This window comes from Alcaligenes sp. MMA (assembly GCF_020907215.1).
Classification (GTDB): Bacteria; Pseudomonadota; Gammaproteobacteria; order Burkholderiales; family Burkholderiaceae_B; genus Alcaligenes; species Alcaligenes aquatilis.
In genome coordinates, this window is sequence record NZ_JAJJPP010000002.1 from 407859 (window position 1) to 428987 (window position 21129).

Annotated in this window: 21 protein-coding genes; 15 read left to right on the forward strand and 6 right to left on the reverse strand. The window is 55.8% G+C overall.

Annotation, left to right across the window (positions count from 1 at the left end; genetic code table 11):
• Complete coding sequence (gene miaB, locus LNA76_RS10415; protein WP_094195681.1) at positions 1–1401, reverse strand: tRNA (N6-isopentenyl adenosine(37)-C2)-methylthiotransferase MiaB; 1401 nt, start codon at positions 1399–1401, stop codon at positions 1–3.
• 263 nt (positions 1402–1664) lie between these two features.
• Here miaB and LNA76_RS10420 point away from each other — a divergent pair, with 263 nt between their 5' ends.
• Together LNA76_RS10420 and map are read left to right on the forward strand one after the other, a co-directional pair.
• Positions 1665–1886, forward strand: a complete 222-nt coding sequence (locus LNA76_RS10420) for a ParD-like family protein (protein WP_094195682.1) — start codon at positions 1665–1667, stop codon at positions 1884–1886.
• The gene (gene map / locus LNA76_RS10425) at positions 1883–2650 is read left to right on the forward strand and encodes a type I methionyl aminopeptidase (protein ID WP_230019033.1); all 768 of its coding nucleotides are present in this window, start codon (positions 1883–1885) and stop codon (positions 2648–2650) included. The genes LNA76_RS10420 and map overlap by 4 nt, the downstream gene beginning before the upstream one ends.
• A gap of 589 nt (positions 2651–3239) precedes the next feature.
• Here the strand turns inward: map and secF are convergent.
• From secF to queA, 5 genes are all read right to left on the reverse strand, one after another.
• Entirely contained in the window at positions 3240–4178 is a 939-nt protein-coding gene (gene secF, locus LNA76_RS10430; protein ID WP_108728069.1) for a protein translocase subunit SecF, read from the reverse strand.
• Positions 4179–4230: 52 nt separating this feature from the next.
• Entirely contained in the window at positions 4231–6102 is a 1872-nt protein-coding gene (secD, locus tag LNA76_RS10435; protein ID WP_094195685.1) for a protein translocase subunit SecD, read from the reverse strand.
• Positions 6103–6162: 60 nt separating this feature from the next.
• Positions 6163–6507, reverse strand: a complete 345-nt coding sequence (yajC, locus tag LNA76_RS10440) for a preprotein translocase subunit YajC (protein ID WP_003803689.1) — start codon at positions 6505–6507, stop codon at positions 6163–6165.
• 89 nt (positions 6508–6596) lie between these two features.
• Positions 6597–7733, reverse strand: a complete 1137-nt coding sequence (gene tgt, locus LNA76_RS10445) for a tRNA guanosine(34) transglycosylase Tgt (RefSeq protein WP_094195686.1) — start codon at positions 7731–7733, stop codon at positions 6597–6599.
• On the reverse strand, positions 7730–8794 hold the full coding sequence (queA, locus tag LNA76_RS10450) for a tRNA preQ1(34) S-adenosylmethionine ribosyltransferase-isomerase QueA (protein WP_230019034.1): 1065 nt from the start codon (positions 8792–8794) through the stop codon (positions 7730–7732). The genes tgt and queA overlap by 4 nt, the downstream gene beginning before the upstream one ends.
• 158 nt (positions 8795–8952) lie before the next feature.
• On the opposite strand from queA, the gene dacB reads away from it, so the two are divergent.
• The 13 genes from dacB to LNA76_RS10515 all read left to right on the forward strand — a co-directional run bounded on the left by dacB (position 8953) and on the right by LNA76_RS10515 (position 21124).
• On the forward strand, positions 8953–10401 hold the full coding sequence (gene dacB, locus LNA76_RS10455; protein ID WP_094195688.1) for a D-alanyl-D-alanine carboxypeptidase/D-alanyl-D-alanine endopeptidase: 1449 nt from the start codon (positions 8953–8955) through the stop codon (positions 10399–10401).
• A gap of 70 nt (positions 10402–10471) precedes the next feature.
• The gene (gene upp / locus LNA76_RS10460; protein WP_042483245.1) at positions 10472–11122 is read left to right on the forward strand and encodes a uracil phosphoribosyltransferase; all 651 of its coding nucleotides are present in this window, start codon (positions 10472–10474) and stop codon (positions 11120–11122) included.
• Between the two features lie 102 nt (positions 11123–11224).
• Positions 11225–11941: a hypothetical protein gene (locus LNA76_RS10465; RefSeq protein ID WP_108728758.1), complete on the forward strand. Its 717-nt coding sequence runs from the start codon at positions 11225–11227 to the stop codon at positions 11939–11941.
• Between the two features lie 145 nt (positions 11942–12086).
• A complete protein-coding gene (locus LNA76_RS10470; RefSeq protein WP_094195690.1) occupies positions 12087–12404 on the forward strand; it encodes a DUF883 family protein in 318 nt (105 codons plus the stop codon).
• 158 nt (positions 12405–12562) lie between these two features.
• A complete protein-coding gene (locus LNA76_RS10475) occupies positions 12563–12952 on the forward strand; it encodes a phage holin family protein (protein WP_094195691.1) in 390 nt (129 codons plus the stop codon).
• A complete protein-coding gene (locus LNA76_RS10480; RefSeq protein ID WP_094195692.1) occupies positions 12949–13338 on the forward strand; it encodes a hypothetical protein in 390 nt (129 codons plus the stop codon). Before LNA76_RS10475 ends, LNA76_RS10480 begins: the two co-directional genes overlap by 4 nt.
• Positions 13339–13497: 159 nt before the next feature.
• Positions 13498–14376 (forward strand): LysR substrate-binding domain-containing protein, encoded by an 879-nt coding sequence (locus LNA76_RS10485; RefSeq protein WP_094195693.1) that lies wholly within the window; start codon positions 13498–13500, stop codon positions 14374–14376.
• Between the two features lie 518 nt (positions 14377–14894).
• Positions 14895–16118 carry an aromatic ring-hydroxylating oxygenase subunit alpha gene (locus tag LNA76_RS10490; RefSeq protein WP_230019035.1) on the forward strand — a complete coding sequence of 408 codons (1224 nt, stop codon included), beginning with the start codon at positions 14895–14897 and terminating at the stop codon, positions 16116–16118.
• 18 nt (positions 16119–16136) lie between these two features.
• The gene (locus tag LNA76_RS10495) at positions 16137–17102 is read left to right on the forward strand and encodes a PDR/VanB family oxidoreductase (protein WP_108728065.1); all 966 of its coding nucleotides are present in this window, start codon (positions 16137–16139) and stop codon (positions 17100–17102) included.
• Between the two features lie 20 nt (positions 17103–17122).
• Positions 17123–17995, forward strand: a complete 873-nt coding sequence (locus LNA76_RS10500) for an NAD-dependent epimerase/dehydratase family protein (RefSeq protein WP_035271165.1) — start codon at positions 17123–17125, stop codon at positions 17993–17995.
• Between the two features lie 47 nt (positions 17996–18042).
• Positions 18043–18657, forward strand: coding sequence for an NAD-dependent dehydratase (locus tag LNA76_RS10505; RefSeq protein ID WP_108728757.1), 615 nt, complete (start codon positions 18043–18045; stop codon positions 18655–18657).
• 9 nt (positions 18658–18666) lie between these two features.
• Positions 18667–19833, forward strand: a complete 1167-nt coding sequence (locus tag LNA76_RS10510) for an oxamate carbamoyltransferase subunit AllG family protein (RefSeq protein WP_230019036.1) — start codon at positions 18667–18669, stop codon at positions 19831–19833.
• Positions 19814–21124, forward strand: a complete 1311-nt coding sequence (locus LNA76_RS10515) for an amidase (protein ID WP_230019037.1) — start codon at positions 19814–19816, stop codon at positions 21122–21124. Before LNA76_RS10510 ends, LNA76_RS10515 begins: the two co-directional genes overlap by 20 nt.
• The last annotated feature ends 5 nt before the right edge of the window (positions 21125–21129 follow it).

Consider the following 21129-nt stretch of genomic DNA (forward strand, 5'->3'; position numbering starts at 1 on the left):
TTAGGCTCCTGCAACCCGGTCATGGGTCACAATTTCTCCGCGCAGGGTGTTGGTCAGTACTTGGGTCACATGCACATCCACAATTTGTCCGATCAGGCGAGTATCGCCGGGGAAGTTGATGATGCGGTTGTTTTCGGTACGGCCTTTCAGTTCCGAGTCGTCTTTGCGCGAGGTGCCTTCGACCAGAATGCGTTGCACGCTGCCAATCATGGCCTGGCTGATGGCCTGTGCCTGCTCGTTGATTTGCGCTTGCAAGCGATGCAGGCGGTCCAGCTTTTCCTCTTTGGTGGTGGTGTCTTCCAGGTCAGCGGCAGGCGTACCGGGGCGACGGGAATATACAAAAGAGAAAGACTGGTCGAAATTCACATCGCGAATCAGCTTCAGTGTTTTCTGGAAATCTTCTTCAGTCTCACCGGGAAAGCCCACGATAAAGTCCGAGGACAAGACAATGTCTGGGCGGGCTTCGCGCAGGCGGCGCACGATGGATTTGAACTCCAGCGAAGTGTAGCCGCGTTTCATTGCAGCCAGAATACGGTCGCTGCCGGCCTGTACGGGCAAGTGCAGGAAGGGCACCAGTTTGGGCAGGTTGCCGTGCGCGGCGATCAGGCGCGAGGTCATTTCCTTGGGGTGCGAGGTGGTGTAACGAATGCGCTCGATACCGGGGATCTCGTGTACGTATTCCAGCAGCATGGCAAAGTCGGCAATCTCGCCCGCGACGTCGGTCGGGCCACGGTAGGCGTTCACATTCTGGCCCAGCAGTGTGACTTCACGCACACCCTGGTCGGCCAGATCGGCCACTTCCATCAGGACGTCGTCAAAGGGGCGGGAGACCTCGGGGCCACGAGTATAGGGCACCACGCAGAAGCTGCAGTATTTGCTGCAACCTTCCATGATGGACACAAAGGCCGAGTATCCCTCCACACGTGCTGGGGGCAGCGCATCGAATTTTTCGATTTCCGGAAAGCTGATGTCCACTTGCGAGCGGCCACTGTTGCGTCGCTTGACGATCAGCTCGGGCAGGCGGTGCAAGGTCTGTGGCCCGAACACCACGTCCACGTAGGGAGCACGGCGAATAATCGTGTCGCCTTCCTGACTGGCGACACAGCCACCCACACCAATCACCAGATCAGGGTTGAGCGCTTTCAGATGCTGAACCCGGCCCAGATCCGAGAACACCTTTTCTTGCGCTTTCTCGCGCACCGAACAGGTATTGAACAGGATGATGTCTGCTTCTTCGGGGTTGGTGGTTAACTCCACAGGGCGATCCTGATTCAGGATGTCGGCCATTTTTTCGGAGTCGTACTCGTTCATCTGACAGCCAAAGGTGCGGATGAAGAGCTTGCGGGCAGGCTTGGTGGCAGCGTCCGCGCTGGCGGGGGGAGAGATTGTGGTGTCGGTCATAGAAGGAGCCGTGACGGGTGTATATCCCGCGGGCCATTGAAAATGATGAATCGAGCATTATAACGCCCAGCTTCGCTTGAGCCACAAGCAAGCAGGGATTCCTGTGGTGGGACTTGTTGCAGACAAGCCGCCCTTTGGCTGGTGATAACTGGAAGCAGCCTTGCCAGGGCATCGAGTTGGATAAGGATTCTCGGCCAGGTTTTGCTTGCGTCCTGTTTTTGTGAAATATATGATTCGTATATGAATCATATAGGGGTTGGGAAATGGGTATCGTGAATATTGATGACGAGCTGCACGATCAGTTACGCAAAGCGAGCACCGTTTCATGTCGCTCCATCAATGCGCAGGCCGCTTTCTGGATACGTATGGGACTGCTGTGCGAACTGAATCCGACCTTGAGCTTTAACGACATTGTTGCTCGTGAAATGAAGGCGGCCGGTTTGGGTGAGCCTGCTGTGCCGCTGGATCAGATGGAGTCAGCATGATCAAGACGGCGGATGAAATTGCCTTGATGGCCGAGTCAGGTCGTTTGTTGGCTCAAGTGTTCACGCACCTGGATCAGTTGGATCTGATTGGCATGAGCACCATGCAGATCAATGATCTGGTCGAGAGCTACATCGTTGAAGATCTGCAAGCCCGGCCCGCCAGCAAAGGGCATTACGGTTATGCCTATGTTCTGAATGCCTCGCCTAATCAGGTGGTGTGCCACGGTATGCCGTCCACGGCGGATGTGCTCAAAGAGGGAGACATCGTGAACTTCGATATCACCCTGGAGAAGAACGACTTTATTGCGGATTCCAGCAAAACCTACATGGTGGGGCAGGTTGCTCCTGCTGCGCAAAAACTGGTCGATGCCTGCTATAGGGCGATGTGGAAGGGCATACAAGCCGTACGTCCCGGTGCGACTTTGGGCGATGTAGGATTTGCCATCTCGCAGTACGCACGCAAGAATGGCTACTCCGTTGTGCGCGATTACTGCGGGCATGGCATCGGGCGAGAAATGCACGAAGCGCCCGAGGTCCTGCACTGGGGGACACCGCGGACAGGCTTGAGACTGAAAGAGGGCATGGTGTTCACCATTGAACCTATGCTGAATCAAGGCGGCCATGCGGTGCAAATCGGGAAAGATGGCTGGACCGTACGTACGTGCGATGGCTTGCTGTCAGCGCAGTTTGAACACACGGTGGCTGTGACGGAAAGTGGTGTGCGCGTATTGACGTTGCGGCCGGATGAAACCATCCCGCATTAATTAAGTCGTCTGCGACCATTTCGTTCCCCACACCGTCGGCTTGTCGTGCCTTATCCGATCCTTGCTGCTTGTGATCTGAAAATGACTGCGGCAAGTTCTATCAGCCTGATGGAAATGAGCTTCTCTGTAGACATTGTCGTGATCGCTACAGTAGTGAAGTTCCGCCATATTGCCATCGCAATATCGCTTGTTATATAGCCATCGTGCCGAAGTATTCCGAATATAGGGTGGCAGCAGTAAACCCCTTTTTGTTTTATTGAGGGCCGGAGCAGGTCGGCGGGCGAGTCAGGTTGTTCGCCGTGGGCGGAGGCTGGATGCGGGGTGCAAGGGGCGTGCTGTTTGAGGAGCACGCTTGCGGTTTGTCCGGGGGACAAACCGCGCTCCGAGTTCACGACCCGCCCGCATCTGGCCTCTGACAAGGGGACCCGTGCGCAGCACGGGCGAATAACCCGCCAAGCCGACCTGCTCCGGCCCTCAATAAAACAAACGCCTGCCACCCTATTACCCGCAATCTAGCAGTTCCAGAAACAAAAAAGCCCGACATCACAACAATGTCGGGCTAGTCTTGAACAACGACTAAAGAAGCAACTTAACCTTCTACAACCTCGCCGCCTTCGTCTTTCTTGATTGGCTTGACCAGGTCCTCACGTTTCACGCCCAGCCACATGGAAATAGCGGCGGCCACGAACACGGAGGAGTAAATACCAAACCAGATACCGATGGTCAGCGCCAGCGAGAAGTTGTGCAGCGTGGGGCCACCGAAGAAGAAAATCGACAGCACCATCATCTGGGTAGAACCGTGGGTGATGATGGTACGCGAGATGTTCTGGGTAATGGACAGGTCAATAATCTCCGATACCGACATCTTGCGCTGCTTGCGGAAGTTTTCACGGATACGGTCCATCACCACAACGGATTCGTTCACCGAGTAACCCAGGACAGCCAGAACACCGGCCAGCACTGACAGTGAGAACTCCCATTGGAAGAACGCGAAAAAGCCCAGAATGATGACCACGTCGTGCAAGTTGGCAAGGGCACATGCCAAAGCCAGCTTCCACTCAAAGCGAAAACCCAGGTACAGCAAGATGCCTGCAACCACAAAGGCCAGGGCCATCAAGCCGTTATTTAACAACTCCTGCCCGACCTGAGGGCCGACGAACTCCACGCGGCGCAGCTCTACATCTGAGTGTTGCTGCTTCAGGGCCTGGAGCACTTGTTCGCTTTGCTGGGTCGAATCTTGTCCGTCCAGAACGGGCAAGCGGATCATGATGTCCTGCGACGTTCCAAAGTTCTGCACCTGAAAATCGGTATAGCCCAAAGACTGAACCGAGCGGCGCACATCCTCAACCTGTACAGTTTGCTGATAGTGCACTTCGATGACCGTACCACCGGTAAATTCGATGGACAGGTGAAAGCCGCGCAAGATAATGAAAACGACCGCTGCGATAAACGTCAGAAAACTGATCAGGTTCAGCACCAAAGCATGGCGCATGAACGGGATAGTGCGGTGAATACGAAAAAATTCCATGATGCTTTATGCCTGTAGTTGGGCCTGGCCGGTTTGCACCGGCCCCGGCGCTTTACTTCTTGTCCTGTGGCTTCCAGACCTGGCCGATAGAAATCCCTTGCAGGCGACGACGGTTGCCATACCAGAGATTGACCAGGGCACGGACCCCAACCACCGAAGAGAACATGGAGGTCAGAATACCGATCACGTGTACCACCGCAAAACCACGGATGGGGCCCGAGCCAAAGGCCAGCAAAGCAACGCCCACAATCAGACTGGTCAGGTTGGAGTCGAAAATAGTGGCCCAGGCACGATCAAAACCCTGGTGAATGGCTTGTTGCGGTGAGGCGCCATTGCGTAATTCTTCGCGGATACGCTCGTTGATCAGCACGTTGGCGTCAATGGCCATACCCAGTGTCAAGGCAATGGCTGCAATACCGGGCAAGGTCAAGGTCGCTTGCAGCATGGACAGCACAGCCAGCAGCAAGAGCACGTTGAAGGTCAGGCCAATGGTGGAGAACAGGCCAATCAAGTGGTAATACAGCATGATGAAGATGGCAATCGCAATAAAGCCGTACAGCGTGGCGTTAAAGCCTTGGCGAATATTGTCTGCACCCAGGCTTGGGCCAATCGTGCGTTCTTCAATGATGCTCATGGGGGCGGCCAGCGAACCGGCGCGCAACAGCAGGGAAATATCGGCGGCTTCCTGAGCATTCATGCTGCCGCTGATCTGTACCTGGCCGTTAGGAATTTCGCTGCGGATAACCGGAGCTGTCACCACTTCACCCACGCCGTTTTCAAACAGCACAATGGCCATGCGTTTGTTGATGTTGTTGCGGGTAATGTCGCGGAAAATACGTGAGCCCTTGTTGTCCAGCGTCAGGTTGACGGTGGGCTGCTGGGTTTGCGAGTCGCGGCCAGGCTGGGCGTCCTGCAGGTTCTCACCGGTCAGGATGACCTGACGGCGCAGCAGCAAAGGAGCACCGCCACGTTCGGTGTAGCGCTCCAGGCCAAAGGGCACGGTGCCCGAGTTCAACGCGGCAACGGCAGCGGGGGAGTCTTCCACCATGCGCAGTTCCAGCGTGGCGGTACGGCCCAGAATTTCTTTGGCTTTCGCTACATCCTGTACCCCGGGCAACTGAACCACGATGCGGTCCGAACCCTGTTGTTGAATAACGGGTTCGGCCACGCCCAGCTCGTTGATGCGGTTGTGTAAGGTGGTGATGTTTTGTGTCAGCGCGTTGGTCTGCACCTGGATGGTGGCGGTTTCCGTCAAACGAGCGGTCAAGCCGCTATCGCCGGCAGGAATGAACTCCAGATCAGGCATGGCGCGGCGCATTTCGGACTGGGCGCGGTCGCGATTCTCAGCCGAGGCAAAGTCCATACGCAGGGACTGGCCATCGCGCTCGATGGTCCCGACAGGTACTTTGGCTTCGCGCAGCACGCTGCGGGCATCAGCCACCATGGAGTCGTAGCGGGCTTGCAGTGCGCCCTGCATATCGACTTGCAGCAGAAAGTGAACGCCGCCGCGCAAGTCCAGACCCAGGTGCATGGGATGCGCGCCCAATGCGGTCAGCCAGGCAGGCGATGCGGACACCAGGTTCAGAGCGACGGTGTAGTCGGGAGCGGTCGCTGTAGAGTCCTTGTTCAGCTCGCGCTCGATCAGATCTTTGGCTTTGAGCTGAACATCGGTGGACTCAAAACGGAAACGCGCGGTGGCGTTGGGTCCGTTTTGCTCAAAATACGAGCCCGTCGTAGGAATATTGTTTTGCTTGAGCAGCTCTTCAACATGGCTGATCAGGCTGGTTTCAAGCCGGACCGTGGATTTGGCGCTGGAAACCTGGACAGCAGGAGACTCACCAAACAGATTGGGCAAGGTATAGATCAGGCCGATCGCCAGCGCGACCAAGACGATGACATATTTCCAGAGGGGATAACGATTCATGGGATATCTACGACGGGTGCAGAAATGGCAACCCCGGACCGAGGTCCGGGGTCGGAGGCATTACAGCGACTTGATGGTGCCTTTAGGCAGAACAGTCGTAACGGCCACGCGTTGGACCAGAACTTCAACAGGCTTGTCGGTCAGGTTGGCCACTTCAACGGTCAGGTAGTTGTCGTGAACTTTGCTGACTTTGCCCAGCAAACCGCCGGAGGTGATGACTTCGTCGCCTTTGGCCAGGTTGGACACCAGATTGCGGTGCTCTTTCTGACGCTTCATTTGAGGGCGAATCATCAAGAAGTACAGCACAACGAACATCAAGATGATGGGCAGCATGCCCATCAAGGCATTTTCGCCGCCGGCAGCTGCCTGGGCGGGGATGAGAGTCAGAATGTCAACAGCGGACATGTGGGGCTCCTGAGGATTTTTTTGTGTGGGTTGTCAAAAACTAACGGTGTATTGTAGCGGCACTTTATTGCGGTATCACAAACCGCGTGTCATTCAATGCCGCGTGCTCGATCCTGGTGGAATTGCTCGCGCCAGGCCGCAAAACGCTTTTGCTCAATGGCATCACGCATCTCTTGCATGATCTGCAGATAGAAATGCAGGTTGTGCAAGGTATTCAAACGCGAGCCGGTAATTTCATTGGAACGCTGCAAATGATGCAAGTAGCCCCGTGAGAAATGCTGACACGTATGGCAAGTGCAGCTTGGGTCCAGCGGGCGTGTGTCGTCACGGTAGCGGGCATTGCGAATTTTGATGTCGCCGTAGCGCGTAAAAAGCCAGCCATTGCGGGCGTTGCGGGTGGGCATCACGCAGTCAAACATGTCCACACCCTGGCTGACCCCTTCCACCAGATCTTCTGGCGTACCGACCCCCATGAGATAGCGGGGGGCGTTGGTGGGCAGTTTGGGTGTGGTGTGCGCCAGAATGCGCATCATGTCTTCTTTGGGCTCGCCTACGGACAGGCCACCAATGGCGTAGCCTTCAAAGCCGATGTCGGTCAGACCGGCCAGGGATTCGTCGCGCAAATCTTCGTACATGCCGCCTTGCACAATACCAAACAGGGCATTGGGGTTGGTCAGACGCTTGAATTCCTCGCGCGAACGACGCGCCCAGCGCAGAGACATACGCATGGATTTGGCCGCTTCATCATGCGTAGCGGGGCGATCATCAATCAGGTAGGGAGTGCACTCGTCGAACACCATGGAAATGTCGGAGTTCAAGGAGTACTGGATTTGCATGGACACTTCAGGTGTCAGAAACAGGCGCTCGCCGGTGATGGGGGAGGCAAATTTCACCCCTTCCTCGGTAATTTTACGCATGCCTTTCAGGCTGAACACCTGAAAACCGCCCGAGTCCGTCAGGATGGGCTTGTCCCACTGCATGAAGTTATGCAGGCCCTGGTACTTGTCCATGACTTCCGTGCCTGGACGCAGCCACAGGTGAAAGGTGTTACCCAAAATGATCTGCGAGCCAATCTCGTTCAACTCGTGCGGCATCATGGCCTTGACGCTGCCATACGTGCCTACCGGCATGAAGATGGGGGTCTGCACCACACCGTGGTTCAGGGTGATCTGGCCACGGCGAGCGCCGCCATCGGTGCTTAAAAGGTCAAACTTCAGTCCACTCATGGGGTAGGGGGCTCAATGAACATAGCATCGCCGTAACTAAAGAAGCGATACCGGGATTGGACGGCGTGCTGGTAGGCACGTTGTATGGGTTCGATCCCCGCCAGAGCCGATACCAGCATCAGCAAGGTGGACTGGGGCAAATGAAAGTTGGTGATCAGCGCATCTACCCACTGGTACTGGAAGCCGGGGGTAATAAAGAGACGCGTGTCGCCTTCAATGCTGCCATCGGCGCAGCGCTGGTTCATGCCGGGCTCTTTGCTGGCGGCAGATTCCAGCGAACGCACGCTGGTGGTGCCCACGGCAATGACGCGGCCACCAGCAGCGCGGGTGGCTTCAATCTTGGTCAGGGTAGCGGCGGGGACGTGGTAGCGTTCGGCGTGCATGACGTGCTCGCTGATATTGTCCACGCGCACAGGCTGGAACGTGCCTGCACCCACGTGCAAGGTCACAAAGGCCTGGTCCACGCCTTGCTCGCGCAAGGTGGCCAGCATGTCGTCGGTAAAGTGCAGGCCTGCTGTGGGGGCGGCTACGGCACCGGGGTGACGGGCGTAGACAGTCTGGTAGCGCGAGTCGTCCTGTTCATCGGCCGCGTGGGTAATGTAGGGCGGCAGAGGTGTTGCGCCGTACTGCTCCAGCATGTCCAGCACAGGCTCGTGAAAGCGCAGGGCAAACAAGGCGTCTTCCCGTCCGGTGCAGTCGGCCAGTACGCGGCCTTCGGCCAGTTCCAGCAAGGTGCCGGGTTTGGGGGATTTGCTGGCGCGGACATGGGCCAGGGCCGTATCAGGGCCGGTCACGCGCTCGATCAGCACTTCCACCTTGCCGCCGCTGCTTTTTTGGCCGTGCAGGCGGGCCTTGATGACGCGCGTGTCGTTAAAGACCAGCAGGTCACCCTTGCGCAGCAGGCTGGGCAGGTCGGTGAATTGGCGGTCATGCAATTGGCTGGCACTGTCCAGATGCAGCAAACGGCTGCCCTGGCGCTGGGCCGGCGGGCTTTGAGCGATCAGATCAGGGGGAAGCTCGTAGTCGAACTGGGCGATAGTTAAAGAGGGGTCGATGCTCATGGTTTGTCGTAAAGGGCCGTGGGCCAAAAGACCGGGCCTGGTGGGGTAACCAACTATTTTAACGCTTTGCCGCCAGATTGCTGAAACGGCCATATCCGTGGTGTTTTTCTTTCGGTATGCTTGGATCTTTCCTGAATTGATCTGTTGGAGACGAGGGCATGGGCGTTTTAAAGGCAAAGCCTGTTTTGAGTCGTTGCAAGCATGTGGCTTTGGCCACCTTGCTCATGGTGCAAGGCGCATCGCTAGCCCTGGCCCAGGCCTTGCCGCCCGAGCTGGCTTCGGTCTGGAATGCCAGCCGTTTGCCACAATCGTCCCTGTCCATCGTGGTGGACGAGGCTGATGGCCCGCGTCTGATTGGCGTCAACGCCCAAGAGCCGCGTAACCCTGCCTCGGTGATGAAACTGGTCAGCACCTGGGCTGGTCTGTCCGCTCTGGGGCCAGAATACACGTGGCGCACGACCTTGATGGCCCAGGATGGCCTGCAAGTGGACGAGCAAGGCACGCTGAAAGGGCCTTTGTATATCAAGGCCGGGGGCGATCCGTTTTTGACCGTGCCGCAGTTGTGGGACATGTTGCGCGAGCTCCGCTTGCGTGGGGTGAAGAATCTGACCGACGTTATTGTGGATCGTTCCATTTTCGGTAACGTCACCATTAATCCGGGCGACTTCGATAATGCGGGTGACCGTCCCTATAACGCCAGCCCGGACGCCATGATGGTAGGGCTGGGTGCGTCCCGCCTGGTGTTCCAACCCGATACCCAGGCGCGCAAATGGATTGCGATTATTGACCCGCCCCTGCCGGGTGTGCGCGTTCAGGGTGAAGTCGAGTGGTCGACGGCCACCTGCCCTGGTTCACCTGTAGTTGGAACCCAGATTCAGCCTGAAGCCGGTGGCATGGTGGTGCGTGTCAGTGGCAAGGCCGCTGCTTCTTGCGGTGAGTTCAGCGTGTACCGACTGGTGCATTCCCAAACCGAATTTTTCGACAAACTGTTTCGTAGCCTGTGGCGCGATCTGGGCGGCACCTTGGCCCGCGATATCAAGACAGGCCGCGTGCCTGCCCGTGCCCAGGCGATTACCTGGCATGATTCGCGGTCATTGTCTGATTTGATTCGCCTTGTTAATAAGCAAAGCAATAACGTGATGGCTCGGACCATTTTGCTGACCGTGGGCGCTGAGATGAGCGGTCCGGGTGCGACCGTCGCCAGTGGTGAACGGGCAGTCATGGGAGTATTAGGCCGTCAGGGTGTCAACACGGCTGGCTGGACGGTAGACAATGGCTCCGGTCTGTCGCGTAATGGACGCGTTACGGCGGGCGGGATGGCCGACATGCTGAAGGTTGCCTGGCGCTCGAACTGGATGCCCGAGTACATTTCCTCCTTCGCGATTTCCGGTGTGGATGGCACGGTGCGTTCGCGCTTGCGCGATGACGAGGTTCAGGGCCGTGCTCACCTGAAAACCGGCACACTGCGCGATAGTCGTGCGCTGGCCGGTTACGTGCTGGGAGCCAGCGGAAAGCGGTATATTGTTGTCATGATGGTCAATGACGAACGTTCTGCCGCTGCCCGGCCCTTTTTTGACTCGGTGGTGAAGTGGTTGGCAGTGCGTTAACGATCACGATAGTGCGGGCTGCTGTGCAGCAGCCCCGTTTTTAGTTAGTCCCTAATTTGATGAAGCAATCATGCCCATACACGAAATACGCCACCCTTTGATCCGCCATAAACTGGGTTTGATGCGCAAGGCAGATCTGAGCACAAAAAATTTCCGCGAAATGTCCCAGGAAATTGCTTCTTTGCTGACCTACGAGGCTTGCAAGGATTTGCCCTTGGAACCCACCACCATTGAAGGCTGGTGTGGCAATGTGGAAGTGGAAAAGCTGGCTGGTAAGAAAGTGACGGTTGTTCCCATCTTGCGCGCCGGTATTGGCATGTTGGACGGGGTGTTGAGCTTGATTCCCGGCGCCAAGGTCAGCGTGATCGGTATTGCCCGAAATGAAGAAACCTTTGAGGCCCAGACCTATCTGGAACGGTTGGTCGGTGAGCTGGACCAGCGCCTGGCCCTGATTATCGACCCCATGTTGGCCACCGGCGGCTCCATGGTTGCCACGATCGATCTGCTGAAAAAAGCGGGTTGCAAGAATATTCGTGCCCTGGTGCTGGTGGCGGCCCCTGAAGGCATCGCCACTCTTGAAAAACACCATCCTGACGTGCATATCTATACTGCGTCCATTGATCAGCATTTGGACGAACACGGTTATATCGTGCCGGGCCTGGGCGATGCGGGCGACCGTATTTTTGGTACGCGTCAGAAGGTTCAGGACGGCGAGGTGTAATTCCGGAACTTGTTGTGCTTTTTTACAATCCCTTGCCAGCAAGGCAGGGGGGATAGGCATAATAAAGCGTTAAGTCTACGTTTCACTGAATCCAGAATGCATATGAAACTGAATGCTTGGATGGCTGCTCCTCTGTTGCTTACCTTGGGCCTGGGTTCGGCCCAGGCCGGCTTGTGTGACGTCCCCTTTATGCGTGACGGCGGGCAGGTGCAGCTGACTGGCTCGGGTTTTCTGGCCTTGGGCGCTGATCTGGCGTTTTCTGATGTGAAAAAGCAGGGCGGCGATCAGTGCCAGGCTCGCGTACAGGGCAAGGCCAGCGTGGCCTTGGCGGGTTTGCCTGCCAGCAAGCCTAATATTGACTATGTCATGACCGTGCGCGATGGTCGCACCCGTTTCCAACGTGATGACGGCCGGGGTGGTCTGCAAGCCGTTCCAGGCTCGTTTGACCTGCGTTTGCTGGGGCTGTTCTCTTACGAACATGGTGGTCTGCAAGACGGACAGACTTTCCCCCGTCAGAGCTATCAGATCAATCTGGACAAGCGTAGCCAGGCCAATGTTCTGCGCATTCATACTGGTGCCAAGACGGTCGGCTCCCAACAATCCATACAGACTGCATTGGGCAATTACCAGTGCTGGCCTATTCGCTATCAACGCGAGATTGAGCCTACCCAGGCCAGTTTCAGTGGCATCAGCCTGCCTATTCCGGGAATCAATTCACAGGTTACCGATTGGTATTGTCCGGAGGTGCAGATGGTCATGAAGCAAGAAAGTATTCAGAACGGTGTACCGTCTACGGTAGAGGTAACCCAACTGAAGTAAGCTTGTGATGAATATCTCACAGGTTCACCGAGTATCTTTATCCTGAAAAGTGCGGGTTAAAGAATTTTGTGCGGCGCTGCTATGGCGCCATTCACTTGGCGATACGTATTTGTCGCGTGTCCCTTTCAACGGCAAGGAGTTATTTATGGCTACCAAGAAAAGTCTGGAAAACAGCGGAGACAAATTCATCGAGGAAGTGAAAGCGAGCTTGGATGAAGCAGAACAACTGATGCGTGAAGCAGCCGAAGCCACGGGCGACAAAGCCGGTGAATTGCGGGAAAAAGCCTTGCGCTCATTGCGTCTGACCCGGGATTCCTTGCACGATGCCCAGGAAGCGGTGGTTGATCACAGCCTGCGTGCAGCCAAAGCAACCGACAATTATGTCCACGACAAGCCCTGGCAAGCTATTGGCGTGGCCGGTATTGTGGGCCTGATGTTCGGCATGCTGATCAGTCGTCGTTAATCTGTTTGTGCTCTGCGCTGCAGGCCTTTCGTAGGGCTGCAGCAGCATAAAAAGCGACCCTGCCGATCTGGACTTTGCCGTCCAGATCGGCAGCCTTTTAGAAACCAGGCTCTTGTCCTTGCAGGTAAGGACAAGATGTCGCAGAGCAGGGATAAATCATGGCGCTTAGGCAAACTATCAGTCAGCTTGGTTCTACCTTGATAGGAGCTGTCAGTACTCGGCTGGAGCTGTTTGCTCTGGAGGCCGGCCAGCAAAAGGCGAGCCTGATCACTATTTTCACTATGGTGTTTGGCGCACTGCTGTTCTCCACTCTGGCGGTGCTGGTGTTTAGCTTGTTGCTGGCCTTGTACTTCTGGCCTACGGAGTATCGTTACTGGGCCTTGGGGGGACTGGTCGTTTTGTATGCCGGTTTGGGAGTGGGGCTTTTCCTGGCCGTACGTCGTCGTCTGACGACAGGTCCAATTCCTTTTTCAGCGACCTTGTCCGAGCTGCGTCGCGATGTCGCGTTTATTGAGCGCTTGAGGGATTCCGAGGGAGACGGGAAATGAGCACGAAGCAAGAGAGCATGTCCGCCCAGGAGCGGGCGGTGCGTATTGAACTGTTGCGAGTCCGCGCCTCCTTGGAGCGGCAGGCCATGTCGTCCCAGATCCATTCCCTGGGGGAAGATTTAAGCCCCGGCAACTTGTGGAACAGCGTCAAGCCGTCGGGTTTGAGCATGGGCGGTGTGGTGGCCAGTGCATTGTCCTTGTCACGCCGTTATCCGTTTCTGTTATCTGGTGCCTCGGCGGTGCTCAGTAGCTTTGGCGGGCGCTGGCTGCGTATCGGAGCCTTGGCTCTGGGAGCCTGGAAATTGTTTGATGCTTCCAAGTCGGCACGCGAGCAAGCACGCAATGTTCTGGTTCCGGTACGGCGCAAAACCGATGCGAACGAGTAAGTCTATTTGTATTTTCAAAAACCGGCCCAGGCCGGTTTTTTTATGCGCGCTTGAGGGACCCCGTGTTCAGCCGACTGGTTTTTGAAGACGGCAAGGCTTATGCTCCGATAATAAATAATTTCAGAACAAAGCTAGCCACATCAGGAGACATAGCCCGTTATGCAGGTGCCATTACTGAATGCCTTAAGAACCTTTACGGTATCCGCGCAAAGGTTGAACTTTACCAAGGCGGCAGAAGACCTGCTGGTCTCTCCTTCGGCAGTCAGTCACCAGATCAAGGTGCTGGAGGAGTATCTGGGCTGCAAGCTGTTTCTGCGTAAAAACCGTTCCCTGGAGTTGACGGATCAGGGCCAGTTTTTGTTCGACCGTTTGCAGCGGCCTTTTTACGAGATCAATCAGGCCTTGAGTGAATTGCGCATGCCGCACGGCAAGAGCCGCATCAATCTGTCCCTGCGGCCCTTTGTGTCCAGCATGTGGTTTACCGGGCAACTGGGGGATTTCTGGTTGAAGCATCCGGACATTGAAATCAACTTGCTGCACAGGTTGCAGGCACCGGACTTTTTCAGGGACAACATCAATTTTGCAATTGTCTGGGGCAAGCAGGGCGACTGGCCGCAGTTGCAGACCTTGCGCATCATTCCCGGCAATTTGACGCCTGTGTGTGCGCCGTCTTATTTGCAAGCGCATGGCCAGATCACATTTCCGGCGGATCTGAACCAGCATGTGCTGATTCACGAAGAAAATCAGCTTTGTTGGGAGCAGTGGTTACGCAAGGCGGCGGGGCAGGAGCTGACGGCCAAGAAGAGCTTTCACATTGATGACACCAATGTACGCATGAATGCCGTCTTGAACGGCCAAGGGGTGATGCTGGGCTGTCCGGCCTTGCTGCAACCTTTGATCGACAAGAAAGAGATCGTCCAGCTTTTCGATGTTTGCCTGGAAGAGTACGCCTATTTCCTGGCCTACCCCAAGGAGGCGAACCTTAGCCGACAGGAGCAGGAGTTTGTGGATTGGGTCGCGTCGATTGCAATTCGCTAGGCGGTAGTTGATTGGCGACGCCCCTATACTGCGTTCGGTGACCGGACTTTCTTTGTTCTTTGCTGACCGTGTCGCTGTGCCTGCGTCTTTAAAAAACCTGCAAATATGCAGGTTTTTTTATGTATCGGCCTTCCCGAACCAGGCTGGATGCACATCGCACATCGCACATCGCACATCCCACATCGTTCATTGCTCATTTTTCATCGATCAGGTTTTGGAGCCCCGATCTGACGAGCGTGACTGGAGGCTTTATCAAGCACCGCCTAGTTCTCACACCGCTCATACCTGGCCCCAAATAGCTGACACACAGTCCCCAATCGGGCTTTACGTCGTCGAGAACGGCTTCATTTTGCAGTGTTTGCGATCCACCGCTTTCCCTTCATCCCGATTCAACAACAAAAAAAACTCATCGTTCCGTCAAATTTGCTCAATTTTCAAGGGTCGCTCCCTGTCGCATGATTGGCCTGACCTAATAAAAGCCATTCATGGTGCTCATGCAAACCAGAGGAGATATTGAGATGACTACCGCTCTACGCTCGCCCATTGCGATTGAAGAATTTGACCGCAGCTACTTTCAGCAGGAAACCGATGAGGTTTTCGCCTTGCCCCCCGAGTGTTTCAACTCGGAAGAGTTTTTTCAGTTCGAACTGAATGCCGTCTGGAAAAAACAGTGGTTCTGTGTGGGCCGTGCGACTGACATTCCCAATGCCGGTGACTTTTTCACCTTTGACGTAGGTAATGATGCGCTGTTCGCTATCCGCACTCGTGAAGGTGGCATCAATGTGCTATCCAACGTCTGTCGTCACCGCAATATGCTGTTGTTGGAAGGAGCAGGGAATGTGCGCCGTATCAGTTGCCCTTTGCACGCCTGGGTCTACAACATGGAAGGTGAATTGGTTTCCGCCCCTGGTCTGACTGATAGCGGCGCCAGCTTTGACCCCAAGAGCGTCTGTCTGCCCAAAATCCGTGCCGAGGTTTGGGAAGGCTTCATCTTCATCAACTACGACGCCATGGCGCCTGCCTTGCATACCCGCCTGGGCAATTTGGGTAAGCAACTGGCGAACTACCGCATGTCCGAGTTGAAGTCCTCGGAGCCTCTGAAGATGGAGAGCTTCGACTGGAATTGGAAGATCTTCAATGACGAGTGCTACCACTGCAGCTTCCTGCATGCTTCGTCCTGGGGCGGCATGTACGAAACCAATCCGGATCGTGTCGATGAAACTGCTGTCTTTAATGACGTAGCCAATGGCATTGTGTCCTACAACCTGCTCTCCACCCACAAGGACGCCGCGCCGACGCATACCGGTTCCATCTTGCAGCCGCCCATGGATGGTCTGACCGATCAGGAGCGGACCCAGCTTTCTTACGTGACGGTGGCTCCTAACCTCTTGCTGGTGGCCATGCCCGATAAGGTGAAGTACTTCATGTGGCTACCCAAAAGCGCCAAGCAATCGACCTACGGCGTGTCCTGGATGTATCCGCAAGAAACACTGGAGCGCGAGGATCACAAAGAGAAGTTCGATCAGGAACACGATGATTTGTACCCCGTGATGATCGAGGATTTGTTTGCCTGGCGTCGTTCGCATCAGGGCATGCAATCGAACTTTGCCTCCCGTGGCCGCTTGACCAATGAAGAGCTGGTCATCAAGCGTTTGCAAAACTGGCTGATTGATCTGTACCGCGCCGAAGAGCGCCGTGCGGACGAGCAAAGCCGGGTATTGCCGATCCGAGCGATTGCCTAAGGGAGCAGGAGCAGCATCATGCAGCAAACTTTGCAAACACGCGTGCTGAAGAAAACCAGGTTGTCAGAGCGCGTTGTGGGTCTGACTCTGGGTTTGCAAAACGGGGGCGCGTTTCCCGTCTGGGAGCCAGGGGCGCACATTGAGCTGGAACTGGCGGTGTCGCAGACCGAGCCGCTTTACCGTCAGTATTCGCTGTGTGGCCAACAGGCCAATACCCGCGAATGGCAAATTGCCGTTCTGAAAGAGGATGCCGGGCGGGGCGGCTCTGCGTATATCCATGAGGTATTGCAGGAAGGTGATGCACTGGCCGTCAGCATTCCGAAAAATCACTTTCCCTTTGCTGCAAACAAGAAGTGCTTCTTTATTGCCGGGGGCATAGGCATCACGCCTATCGTGCCCATGGTCCAGGCCGCTGCGGCAGCGGGTCTGGACTGGCACTTGCTGTATCTGGCAAGAAACGCAGCGGATTTTATTTTTCTGCAAGAGCTGCAAGAAGTGGATGGCGCGCGTATCACCACGCATGCCTCCAATCAGGACGGTCTGTTTGATCTGCAAGGCGCATTGCAAGCGCTGGATGCGCAAACCGTCGTTTATTCCTGCGGTCCGCAGCCTTTGCTGACCGCCTTGGAAAACTATCAACAGGAACAGGCCGATATTAGCTGGCAACTGGTGCTGGAGCGCTTCTCGGTAGAGACCGATCCGGCCATGTTGCAAGGCAAGGGCTTTACCGTGACCTTGAAGAAGTCGGGCAAAAGCATCGCGGTAGCGGGGGATGAAACGATTCTGGCCGCCTTGAAACGGGAAGGCATACGGGTCAAGTGCTCATGCCAGAACGGCACCTGCGGTACCTGCGAGACCGTAGTGATTTCCGGCTTGCCGGAGCATCGGGATTTTGTGTTGTCGCCAGAAGAACGGCGGCTGAATGAAACCATGATGATCTGCGTTTCGCGCGCCTTGTCGGCCGAATTGGTTTTGGATCTATAACAATAAACAGGAGAAACACCATGAAGAAAGTGGTGGTTACAGGTGGCTCGGGTCGTGTGGGCTCGTACGTCGTACAGCAATTGATGCAGACCATGGATGTGGTCGTGGCGGATCTGAAACCCAGCCAGCATCAGGTTTCTTTTATTCAAACGGATGTGATGGATCTGGAGGCCGTGCGTGCGGCCACCAAAGATGCCGATGCCGTGATTCACCTGGCAGCGATTGATTTCGACTGGAAGGCTGCTGAGGAGCAGTACATCAACGTGAATGTGCGCGGCACCTGGCATGTGCTGCAAGCCTGTCGTGAAAACGGCGTCAAGAAAGTGGTGCTGTGTTCCAGTATTTCAGCCTGCGGTCTGTCGGAGATGCGCGCCGATTGGAAACCTCAGTATCTGCCGGTAGACGAGGCCCATGAAAACAAGCCTTATCAGGCCTATAGCGTCAGCAAGATTGTCATGGAGCAGATGGCAAAAAGCTTTAGCGATGCCAGCGATATGGAAGTGATCTGCCTGCGTCCGCTGGCCGTGGTGCTGCCGGAAACCATTGCCGAGTACATCCAGTTCGTTGACAGCCCGCAGCGCAACTGGCTGTTTTATTACATCTGGGCTGCGGATCTGGCGCGTGCTTTTGAGGCCGCCGTGAATCTGCAAGGTTTGCGCTACGGCGTGTTTTTCATCAGCGCAGACGATAGCTCCCACCCTCTGGCAACCACAGACTGGTATCAGCAGATTATTGGCCCTGTGCCTGAAATCAAGAACCCGCGCTGGTATCAGAACAATCCCCGTGCCTCTATTTTCAGCAGCCATGCGGCCAAGGAAATTCTGGGCTGGCAGCCGAGCACGGATTTTCAGCAACTGCGCCAGGAATACGCGGTGGAAAAAGACCTGGCGTGAAACGCCCAGGCTCCCATAACGAATACATTGAACACGGAGACTTGAGCATGACGGGAATTAAAACCGGCACCTTGGATTGGACGGGTGACAACCCTTTTATTTACTTGAAGACCGACCCTGAGCAGGACTGGTCGTCCTTGTCCCTGTACTTTCGCATTGCCAGCTCGGCGTATGGCAGCGGCCAGGCCATTCTGGTATTGGACAAGCCCTACGAGGACGGGCAGGACAGCGACGCACGTTTGCTGATTACAGACAACCAGCCTTTGGCCGAGTATCTGGTACGGGATTTTGTGCGCCATTTTGGCTTGTTTCGCAAGGCGGTGGCGCTGGATAAGTTGCAGGTCTTGGGTGACGGCGTTTTCCAGACGGTGAACCGTTTCCCTGAGCTGGTCAGCGAGTCTGTCTCCTCCGCCAGTGCAGGTCTGACGGTGGAATTGCAATGGCATCAAATGACGCAGCCCGCGATTTGTGTGGACCTGCCGCAAAGCCAGACCCAAACCCAGAAGCACGAAATGATGTGTGTATTCCATCCGGCGCAGCAAGCCAGAGTGCTGATCAATGGCAAGGCCTTGCCAGGCAACACCATAGAGCGAGACTTTAACGGCTCGCGTGCGCAGTCCGCCAGCCTGGCGAATAGTGAAACCTGGGTGCGCGTAGCGTAAGGAGACGATATGGCTCAGCATGTAGAGACGCAGGCCGTGATGCCAGCCTGGACGGGAGTCCGTCCCCTGCAATCCATTTTGCCCTCGCAAAGCCGCCTGGTCCTGCATGCCGGGCCACCGTTTCGGGATGCGCAGGAGCTGCCTGCCGCAATCCGGAATTCGGTTTTGATCGGCATTCTGTATGAGGGCTGGGCGGCCAGCAAACAAGAGGCGCAAGCCTTGCTGGACGCAGGGGGCGTGCAACTGGCTCCCGCGCAGGATTACGGCGTGGTGGTGCCATTGGCCGGAGTCGTCACGCCGTCCATGTATTTGATTGAGGTCAGCGACAGCAATCAGCCCGAAAACAAGAAATACTCGGTGCTGAATGAAGGCATGCAGTGGTGCACCCGCCTGGGTATTTTTGCTGATGAAATGGTGCCGCATCTGCGTTGGCTGCATCAGGATTTGGGCGCACGGCTGGCTGCACAGTTTCAGGGGCCGGTAGATCTGGCCTCCATCGTCCAGGCTTCCTTGCTCAATGGTGATGATGGCCATGCTCGTACCATGCATGGCTCCAGGCAACTGGCCGACATTATTGTCTCCTGGGGCATTAATGACCAAGCCAGCCAGAGCTTTCTGTACGGTGCGATGGCCTGGGCCTTGAATTACTGGATGGCCGCCAGTGCCTTGATTCTGGCAAACCAGACGCCCGCTGATGGCGCGGATGCCATCGTTAAAGTCGGCGGCAATGGCTTGCGCTTTGGTCTGCAATTGGCCAGTTCGACAACTTGGTTGGTTACGGATGCCCCTGTTATTGCTGGCAATAAAGAACCCGGCAATGAACAGGCAAACGCGCTGGGAGCCTTGGGCGATAGTGCGGTGGTGGATTTTGTAGGGCTGGGTGGTCAGTGTCTGGATCTGGCCGGGATTAGTGCGAAGAATTTGCATGCCTTTTTGCCCTCGAACTACCTGACTCGTCAAAGCCTGTTTCTGAAAACCCGCTTGCCCTTTCTGGCCGGGCGCAATGGCATCAGTGATTTTGCGCAAGTGATTGCCAGCAATACCGGGCCTTTGGTGTTGCTGGGCATGATCGACGGTGCCGGAGAGCGCGGTCGTATTGGCGGTGGAGTGGCGACGGTGGATGCCTCTTTATTTCAAGCTCTCAAGGAGTGGCAGCATGAAACGACAGTGGTTTAAGCTGCCTTTGCATCAATTGCTGCACGCTCTGCATACGGGCGAAGCCAGTCTGCCGGAGATCGTGGCTTCCTTCTACGAGCGCATTGCCACACGCGATGACAAGATTGGTGCCTGGCAGTATCTGATTGATCAAGACGACTATCTGGCCGAGTACGAAAGCCGCAGCGATTTTTACAAGGCCTCGCCCTTGATGGGCCTGCCCTTTGCGGTCAAGGACGTAATTGATACGGCCGGTATTCCCACCACAATGGGCTCAGCCATTCACCAGGATCGGATTCCGGATATGGATGCTTCCTGCGTGACCGCGATGAAAGCGGCAGGCGGCATTTTGATGGGCAAGACGGTCACAACCGAGTTTGCTTACTTTCAGGCTGGCAAGACGAATAACCCGCATGATGCTGAACGTACACCCGGCGGCTCCTCCAGCGGCTCTGCTGCTGCCGTGGCCGATTTCATGGTGCCGGTAGCCTTCGGCACACAGACGGCGGCATCGGTCATACGGCCCGCATCCTACTGCGGTTGCATTGGCTATGTAGGTAGCAAGAACGAGTTTTCCTTGCGTAATATTCAACCGCTGGCGCAGTCGCTGGATTCTTTGGGCATACTCAGCAACGATGTGCTCGACACGCTCTTGCTGCGCAACATCCTGCTGCACAAACCCTTGAGTTTGAGCACGCCGGGAGCACAGGCGGCTTGTGTGTTCGGTGTTTTCTCTGGGCAAGCATTGGGCGAAGTTCAGGACAAGATGCTGGAGACCTTGCAGGCGTGCCAGAAGGATTTGTCGGAACAGGGACATACGTTGGTTGATTTCCCCTTGCAGGATGCCGTCGTTGAGTTGACGGCCTTGCATGCCCAGATCATGGCTTATGAAGTGGCCCGGAATCTGGTGTACGAGCAACAGCAGCATAAAACCTTGAGTGCCCATATGCAGTCCTTGATGAGCACGGGTCTGGCTTTTCCCTACATGGAGTACATTGCTGCCTTGCAAAGAGCGGACACGCTCAAACAGGCAGTGTTGCAGTGGCTTGCAGATAGTGGGGCGGATTTCATTCTGGCGCCTGCGGCAGCCGGTGTTGCGCCTTATAAAACCGAAGGAACGGGGGCGCCATTCATGAGTCGTGCCTGGCAGTTATTGGGCTTGCCCGTGGTGTCCTTGCCTTTGGGTTATTTCCAGAAACTGCCCATGGGTTTGCAGTTGATTGGTAAACCGCATCAGGATGATGTTTTGCTTTTACAGGCGCGTCAGTTGCAGCAGCGCTTTTTAAATAGCAGCTCAGTGCTGACGGTGTAGATTTC

Bases quoted from the DNA above. Each gene is read 5' to 3' on its own strand.
- miaB (WP_094195681.1), bottom strand. From the start codon at position 1,401: ATGACCGACACCACAATCTCTCCCCCCGCCAGCGCGGACGCTGCCACC.
- LNA76_RS10420 (WP_094195682.1), top strand. From the start codon at position 1,665: ATGGGTATCGTGAATATTGATGACGAGCTGCACGATCAGTTACGCAAA.
- map (WP_230019033.1), top strand. From the start codon at position 1,883: ATGATCAAGACGGCGGATGAAATTGCCTTGATGGCCGAGTCAGGTCGT.
- secF (WP_108728069.1), bottom strand. From the start codon at position 4,178: ATGGAATTTTTTCGTATTCACCGCACTATCCCGTTCATGCGCCATGCT.
- secD (WP_094195685.1), bottom strand. From the start codon at position 6,102: ATGAATCGTTATCCCCTCTGGAAATATGTCATCGTCTTGGTCGCGCTG.
- yajC (WP_003803689.1), bottom strand. From the start codon at position 6,507: ATGTCCGCTGTTGACATTCTGACTCTCATCCCCGCCCAGGCAGCTGCC.
- tgt (WP_094195686.1), bottom strand. From the start codon at position 7,733: ATGAGTGGACTGAAGTTTGACCTTTTAAGCACCGATGGCGGCGCTCGC.
- queA (WP_230019034.1), bottom strand. From the start codon at position 8,794: ATGAGCATCGACCCCTCTTTAACTATCGCCCAGTTCGACTACGAGCTT.
- dacB (WP_094195688.1), top strand. From the start codon at position 8,953: ATGGGCGTTTTAAAGGCAAAGCCTGTTTTGAGTCGTTGCAAGCATGTG.
- upp (WP_042483245.1), top strand. From the start codon at position 10,472: ATGCCCATACACGAAATACGCCACCCTTTGATCCGCCATAAACTGGGT.
- LNA76_RS10465 (WP_108728758.1), top strand. From the start codon at position 11,225: ATGAAACTGAATGCTTGGATGGCTGCTCCTCTGTTGCTTACCTTGGGC.
- LNA76_RS10470 (WP_094195690.1), top strand. From the start codon at position 12,087: ATGGCTACCAAGAAAAGTCTGGAAAACAGCGGAGACAAATTCATCGAG.
- LNA76_RS10475 (WP_094195691.1), top strand. From the start codon at position 12,563: ATGGCGCTTAGGCAAACTATCAGTCAGCTTGGTTCTACCTTGATAGGA.
- LNA76_RS10480 (WP_094195692.1), top strand. From the start codon at position 12,949: ATGAGCACGAAGCAAGAGAGCATGTCCGCCCAGGAGCGGGCGGTGCGT.
- LNA76_RS10485 (WP_094195693.1), top strand. From the start codon at position 13,498: ATGCAGGTGCCATTACTGAATGCCTTAAGAACCTTTACGGTATCCGCG.
- LNA76_RS10490 (WP_230019035.1), top strand. From the start codon at position 14,895: ATGACTACCGCTCTACGCTCGCCCATTGCGATTGAAGAATTTGACCGC.
- LNA76_RS10495 (WP_108728065.1), top strand. From the start codon at position 16,137: ATGCAGCAAACTTTGCAAACACGCGTGCTGAAGAAAACCAGGTTGTCA.
- LNA76_RS10500 (WP_035271165.1), top strand. From the start codon at position 17,123: ATGAAGAAAGTGGTGGTTACAGGTGGCTCGGGTCGTGTGGGCTCGTAC.
- LNA76_RS10505 (WP_108728757.1), top strand. From the start codon at position 18,043: ATGACGGGAATTAAAACCGGCACCTTGGATTGGACGGGTGACAACCCT.
- LNA76_RS10510 (WP_230019036.1), top strand. From the start codon at position 18,667: ATGGCTCAGCATGTAGAGACGCAGGCCGTGATGCCAGCCTGGACGGGA.
- LNA76_RS10515 (WP_230019037.1), top strand. From the start codon at position 19,814: ATGAAACGACAGTGGTTTAAGCTGCCTTTGCATCAATTGCTGCACGCT.